This window comes from Streptococcus sp. IMAU 99161 (assembly GCF_014435245.1).
Taxonomy (GTDB): domain Bacteria; phylum Bacillota; class Bacilli; order Lactobacillales; family Streptococcaceae; genus Streptococcus; species Streptococcus lactarius.
Genome location: NZ_JAAPAW010000008.1, coordinates 91,422 through 98,174, shown reverse-complemented (window position 1 = coordinate 98,174; position 6,753 = coordinate 91,422). Strand labels below are relative to the sequence as shown.

At 45.4% G+C, this 6,753-nt stretch carries 4 protein-coding genes; 1 reads left to right on the top strand and 3 read right to left on the bottom strand.

Features of this window, described 5'->3' with window-relative positions:
- Positions 1-266 precede the first annotated feature (266 nt).
- A complete protein-coding gene (hisS, locus tag HA044_RS04230; RefSeq protein ID WP_187539590.1) occupies positions 267-1,541 on the bottom strand; it encodes a histidine--tRNA ligase in 1,275 nt (424 codons plus the stop codon).
- A 168-nt stretch (positions 1,542-1,709) separates the two neighbouring features.
- Here hisS and HA044_RS04225 point away from each other — a divergent pair, with 168 nt between their 5' ends.
- Positions 1,710-2,051, top strand: coding sequence for a metal-sulfur cluster assembly factor (locus HA044_RS04225; RefSeq protein WP_187539588.1), 342 nt, complete (start codon positions 1,710-1,712; stop codon positions 2,049-2,051).
- Positions 2,052-2,139: 88 nt separating this feature from the next.
- Here HA044_RS04225 and carB read toward each other — a convergent pair whose 3' ends face one another.
- On the bottom strand, positions 2,140-5,319 hold the full coding sequence (carB, locus tag HA044_RS04220) for a carbamoyl-phosphate synthase large subunit (RefSeq protein ID WP_187539585.1): 3,180 nt from the start codon (positions 5,317-5,319) through the stop codon (positions 2,140-2,142).
- A 257-nt stretch (positions 5,320-5,576) separates the two neighbouring features.
- Positions 5,577-6,659: a carbamoyl phosphate synthase small subunit gene (locus HA044_RS04215; RefSeq protein ID WP_187539583.1), complete on the bottom strand. Its 1,083-nt coding sequence runs from the start codon at positions 6,657-6,659 to the stop codon at positions 5,577-5,579.
- Positions 6,660-6,753: the final 94 nt, after the last annotated feature.

The following is a 6,753-nucleotide window of genomic DNA, read 5'->3' as shown; positions in this document are numbered from 1 at the left end:
GAGTGCTCAAAGCACTGCTTTGAGGTGGCGGATAGAACTTGCGAAGCAAGTATCCTAAGTCTTTGTTCGCTTTTTAATCTTCAAAGATGCCCTATGTTGACGGAAACTATGTTTCCTTTATTTGCAACCTTCAACAGTCTCCCAGACTGTTGAAGCTGTGCGGAGATGGGACGACGAAATCGAATTCTAACGAATGACCGATTTCTGTCCCACTCTCTCCCATACGAATCTGTTTTACAGGTATCTGAAAGATTTGATCAAGCCAATTACAACTCTGCTAAAACAGCTTGGAAATCTTTCTTCAAACTGTCAAGAGCTACAGTCACTTCTTGACGAGTTTGGTTGTTTTTCACGGTGACTTGACCGCTTTCAACCTCGCTACTTCCTAGAGTAATCAAGGCTTTGGCCGCGAAGATATCTGCTGACTTAAATTGGGCCTTGAGCTTACGTCCAAGGTAGTCACGTTCGGCCTTGAAACCTTGAAGACGAAGGGCTTGTACCAAACTAAGCGCTGCTTCATTGGCCTCATCTCCTAGGACGGCGATATAGGCATCTAAGCCGGTATCGATTGGTAAGGCTACACCTTTCTTTTCAAGAACGAGAAGAATCCGTTCCACACCGATCCCAAAACCAAAACCAGCTGTCGCAGGGCCACCGAAATACTCCACCAAGCCATCATAGCGACCACCTGCACAGACTGTCAATTCATTGCCTTCAATCTCTGTAATGAACTCAAAAATCGTGTGGTTGTAGTAATCCAAGCCACGCACCATGTTGGTATCGATGACGTAGGCTACCCCCAAGTCTTCCAACATCCGACGAACAGCATCAAAATGCGCTTGGCTTTCTTCGTCTAGATAGTCTAGGATGGAAGGAGCTTGCTCAACCGCCACCTTGTCTTCTTTTTCTTTTGAATCCAAGACACGAAGCGGATTTTCTTCTAAACGACGTTGGCTGTCTTTAGACAATTGATCCTTCATTGGCAAGAGGTAATCAATCAAGGCTTGACGATAGGCTTTGCGACTGGCTGGGCTTCCCAAGGTGTTCAAGTGCAAGGTTACATTGTCAATCCCTAATTCTTTCAGGAATTGCGCTGCCATGGCAATGGTTTCGACATCCGTTGCTGGATTGCTCGATCCAAAGCATTCTACCCCAATTTGGTGGAATTGACGCAAACGACCTGCTTGAGGACGTTCGTAGCGGAACATTGGGCCCATGTAATAAAATTTACTTGGTTTTTGCACTTCAGGCGCAAAGAGTTTATTTTCTACATACGAGCGGACAACAGGAGCTGTTCCTTCAGGACGAAGCGTGATATGTCGGTCTCCCTTGTCATAGAAGTCATACATTTCTTTGGTCACGATATCGGTCGTATCCCCAACTGAACGACTGATGACTTCATAATGTTCGAAGATCGGCGTGCGGATTTCTTCATAATTGTATCTCGCAAAGACCTTGCGGGCAAAGCCTTCTACATATTGCCATTTGGCTGATTCTCCAGGAAGAATATCCTGGGTTCCCTTTGGTTTTTGTAATTTCATGTCTTCTTCCTTTGTCTTACTTTTCCCTCTATTTTACCATAAATCGAAAGAGAAATGGAGGCTGGACTGTCTTAGCTATCGTCTCTGCCTATAAATTCTCTTGCTCTTCTTGCCTTATGGCCTGAATTATGAGAAAATGGAAACCAGTAATATTGAAAGGAACTTACCATGAGAGAGGATATCAAAATCAATGACCGCGCCCTAGCACTGGAGAAGTCACTCATTGAAAAATTGGAACTGGTGTTTGATACAGATGTTGAATTAGATGTCTATAACCTAGGACTGATCTACGAGATCCATCTAGATGAAGCTGGCACTTGCAAGGTGGTCATGACCTTCACAGACACCGCTTGTAGTTGTGCTGAGAGCCTTCCGATCGAAATTGTTTCGCGCCTCAAGGAAATTGATGGAATCGAAGAAGTCAAAGTCGAAGTGACCTGGTCGCCCGCCTGGAAAATCACGCGCATCAGCCGATATGGCCGCATCGCACTCGGACTCCCACCACGATAAGAACTCTGTCTTTGCCTGCATCAAAAAAACGAGGAAGCTCGACGCTACGTTCGAGTTCTTTCCTCGTTTTTTTATTTGTTTCAACTATTTAGATCGCTTCTGTTGTAAAGCTACGGCTTTCAAGCACACGCACCATGGCATCGGCTGTATCAAGCGTTGTGAAGAGTGGAATACCTGCTTCAATCGCTGAACTACGGATAGTTGCGCCATCTTCGTCGTGGGTCCGTTTGTTCCCGACGGTATTGATAATGGCTTGCGCCTTGCCAGTACGAACGAGGGCTGGAATGTCGTTGTCGTCATTTTCACCCAACTTGTGCACAAGTGTTGCCTGAACACCATGTTCATTCAAGAACTTGGCGGTTCCTTCCGTCGCATAAATGCCATAACCGATGGCCTCAAAGCGCCGAGCCAAACCAAGCGCTTCATCCTTGGTGTCATCATCAATGGTAAAGATAACATTTCCAAAGGTTGGCAAATGAAGGTAAGAAGCTTCAAAGGCTTTGTAGAGGGCTTTTTCAAGCGTAGCATCGGTCCCCATCACTTCACCAGTTGATTTCATTTCAGGTCCAAGGAGGCTATCGACCTTGGCTAATTTTGTGAAGGAGAAGACTGGTGCCTTGACATGTACGTGTTTGCTTTCAGGATACAGGCCATCTTTGTAACCTTGCTCTGCCAAAGATTTTCCAAGAATCAAGTTTGTAGCCACCTGAGCCATAGGAATATCCGTTACCTTAGACAAGAATGGCACGGTACGGCTGGCACGTGGGTTCACCTCAATCACATAAACCGTTTCTCCCTTGATCACGAACTGAATATTCATCATACCAATACAGTTCAGACCGATGGCCAAGCGTTTGGTATAATCCGCGATCGTTTCTTGAATTTTCTTAGAAAGGGTTTGTGGTGGGTAAACCGCCATTGAGTCCCCTGAGTGAACCCCTGCACGTTCGATGTGTTCCATAATACCAGGAATCAAGACATCCTTACCATCAGAAATGGCATCTACTTCACACTCACGTCCAATGATATAACTATCTACAAGGACGGGATGATCAGGACTTGCCTTAACGGCTGTACGCATGTAGGAGCGAAGGTCGTCTTCATTTTCCACAATTTCCATGGCCCGTCCACCTAAAACGTATGATGGACGAACAAGAACTGGGAAGCCAATCTTACGAGCTGCTTCAACCGCTTCTTCTTCATTTGTCGCTGTTTGACCTGGTGGTTGTGGGATGTTGAGATCTTTCAGGGCTTGTTCAAAGAGGTCACGGTCTTCGGCACGGTCCAGGTCAGCAACCTGAGTACCCAAGATTTTCACACCTGCTTTAGACAAGGGCTCCGCCAAATTGATAGCTGTTTGACCACCAAACTGCACCACGACACCCTTAGGTTGTTCCAATTCGATGACGTTCATTACGTCTTCAAAGGTCAATGGTTCAAAGTAGAGTTTATCAGACACAGAGAAGTCCGTTGAAACCGTTTCAGGGTTTGAGTTCATGATGATGGCTTCGTAACCTGCAGCTTGGATCGCTTTGACAGAGTGAACGGTCGCATAGTCAAACTCAACCCCTTGTCCGATACGGATTGGACCTGAACCAAGAACGATAACTGATTTCTTATCAGACTTGATGGATTCATTTTCCCACTCATAGGTTGAGTAGAAATAAGGTGTGGATGATTCAAACTCGGCTGCACAAGTATCGACCATCTTGTAAACAGGAACGATATGATTTTCCAACCGAGTGGCACGGACTTGGTCAGCTGTTTGGTTCCAAAGTTCCGCAATCTTACGGTCAGAGAAACCATTGCGTTTGGCTTCTTTCAAAACAGCGACGTCTCCTACGTGAGTAGCCAATTCTTGTTCCAATTCAAAGATATGGAGCAATTTGTCAAGGAAGAAGAGATCAATCTTGGTCAACTCTGCCAATTCTTCGATTGTATAGCCACGACGGATAGCTTCCGAAAGGTAGAAGAGACGGTCGTCTTGCGCTTTGACAATTTTTTCCACCAAAGCATCATCTGTCACTTCAGCTAGCTCAGGCATTTCATTGTGGTGAACACCGATTTCAAGCGAACGACAAGCTTTCAGAAGAGACTCTTCAATGTTCCGACCAATGGCCATCACTTCACCAGTCGCTTTCATCTGAGTACCAAGACGACGTTCCCCGTGTTCAAACTTATCAAATGGGAAACGTGGAATCTTAGCAACCACGTAGTCAAGAGCTGGTTCGAACATAGCGTAAGTTGTACCAGTGACGGGGTTAATCATCTCATCCAGTGTCAAACCGACAGCGATTTTAGCCGCTAACTTAGCGATTGGGTAACCTGTTGCTTTTGAGGCCAAGGCTGATGAACGAGACACACGCGGATTGACTTCGATTACATAGTAGTTAAAACTATTAGGGTCCAGCGCCAACTGTACGTTACAACCACCCTCAATCTTAAGGGCACGGATAATCTTCAAGCTGGCATCACGCAACATTTGGTTTTCAATATCTGACAAGGTTTGCGTTGGGGCAAAGACGATCGAGTCCCCTGTGTGGATCCCAACTGGGTCGAAGTTTTCCATGTTACAAACGACAAGAGCGTTGTCAGCCGCATCACGCATTACTTCGTATTCGATCTCTTTGAAACCAGCGATCGAGCGCTCAATCAAACATTGTGTTACGGGTGACAATTTCAAACCATTTTCAGCGATTTCACGAAGTTCTTCTTCATTGGCACACATACCACCACCAGTACCACCAAGAGTGAAGGCAGGACGGACAATGACTGGATACCCGATTTTTGAAGCAAAAGCCACTGCTTCTTCCACCGTATTCACGATTTCAGATTCTGGAATCGGCTGATGCAAGTCTTCCATCAATTGCTTAAAGAGGTCACGGTCTTCGGCTTGGTCAATGGCAGACAATCTTGTCCCCAACAATTCAACACCAAGCTGTTCAAGAATCCCTGCTTTAGACAGCTCCATAGCCATGTTGAGACCCGTTTGACCACCAAGTGTTGGCAAGAGGGCATCAGGACGTTCCTTACGAAGAATACGTGTCACAAACTCAAGTGTGATAGGTTCAATATAAACCTTGTCTGCGATTTCTTTATCAGTCATGATGGTCGCAGGGTTGGAGTTGACAAGAACCACACTGTAGCCTTCCTCTTTCAAGGCCAAGCAGGCTTGCGTACCCGCATAATCAAACTCAGCAGCCTGACCAATAATAATCGGACCAGACCCAATCACCATAATTTTTTTAATATCAGAACGTTTAGGCATAATGTATGATACAAAGCCCGTTAAGGACTCAGTGAAAATAGGAAACGTGACGACGACGCTATCAGCGTCAAGACGACGTTTATCTTTTTCACACCGTCCTTAGGGCGTGTTCACTTTCGCGAACATTGTATCTTCTCCTTTCTATTCGTCGCCTCACAGGGCGACATTAAATAAGACACAAAGGACGACCAGAAAACGGTAGCTCAACCTACGGAGCTTTCCTTCCGTTTTCCATTCAATAGATATTCCTCTTCAGATTATTCTTTTTCTGCTTGGAAGGCATCAATTAATTCCAAGAATTCATCAAAGAGGTAGCTCGCATCATGTGGACCAGGTGCTGCATCTGGGTGGAATTGCACGGAGAAGGCAGGAAAGTCACGGTGACGAACTCCTTCAACAGATCGGTCATTGATTTCTTCATGCGTGATCATCAAGCAATCTGGAAGGCTTTCGCGATCAATCGCATAGCCATGGTTTTGGCTGGTAAAATCAACACGCCCCGTCGCAATTTCACGAACTGCGTGGTTAAAGCCACGGTGCCCAAACTTCATCTTGTAAGCTGTTGCGCCATTTGCCAAACTAAACAACTGATGTCCCATGCAAATCCCAAAAATTGGAATCTTCCCTTGAATGCCCCGAATCATATCCAGTGCATACGGAACATCTTCAGGGTTCCCAGGACCATTTGACAACATCACACCATCTGGATCCAGATGGAGAATTTCTTCAGCCGTAATATCATGAGGCACAACGGTCACATTGCAGTCACGTTTTGAAAATTCACGTAAGATCGAGTGTTTGAGGCCAAAGTCTACCAACACAATATTTTTCCCAACACCTGGTGCTGGATAGGCTGTTTTCGTAGAGACTTGCTCAATGTTATTGGTTGGCAACATAGCTGCCTGCAACTGATCTTGCAAGTCTTTTACTGAATGACTTGGGCTTGCAATCGTTGCCTTCATCGTTCCGTGTTGACGGATAATCTTTGTCAAAGCACGGGTATCAATTCCTGAAATTCCAGGAATATCCTTCGCCTTTAAAAACTCGTTCAAAGTCATTTGGTTTCGCCAGTTACTAGCACGACGGCTAGCTTCTGACACCACCACACCCTTGGTCGTTGGAGTGATGGATTCGTAATCATCACGATTCACTCCATAATTCCCTACTAAGGGATAGGTGAAAGTCAAAATCTGTCCATTATAAGACTGGTCGGTGATCGATTCTTGATAACCTGTCATACCCGTATTAAAGACGATTTCACCTGTCACCTCTACGTCCGCACCAAAGGCCTGACCTTCAAAAATTGTGCCGTCTTCTAAAATCAGTAAACGTTTTGCCATTTTATTCTTCCTTTCGTCTGATTCTCTCTGGAATCCGTTAACGCTGTTTACAAATTACGATCTCAACTGATTGCTCTAGTTTCCGTAGAAACAC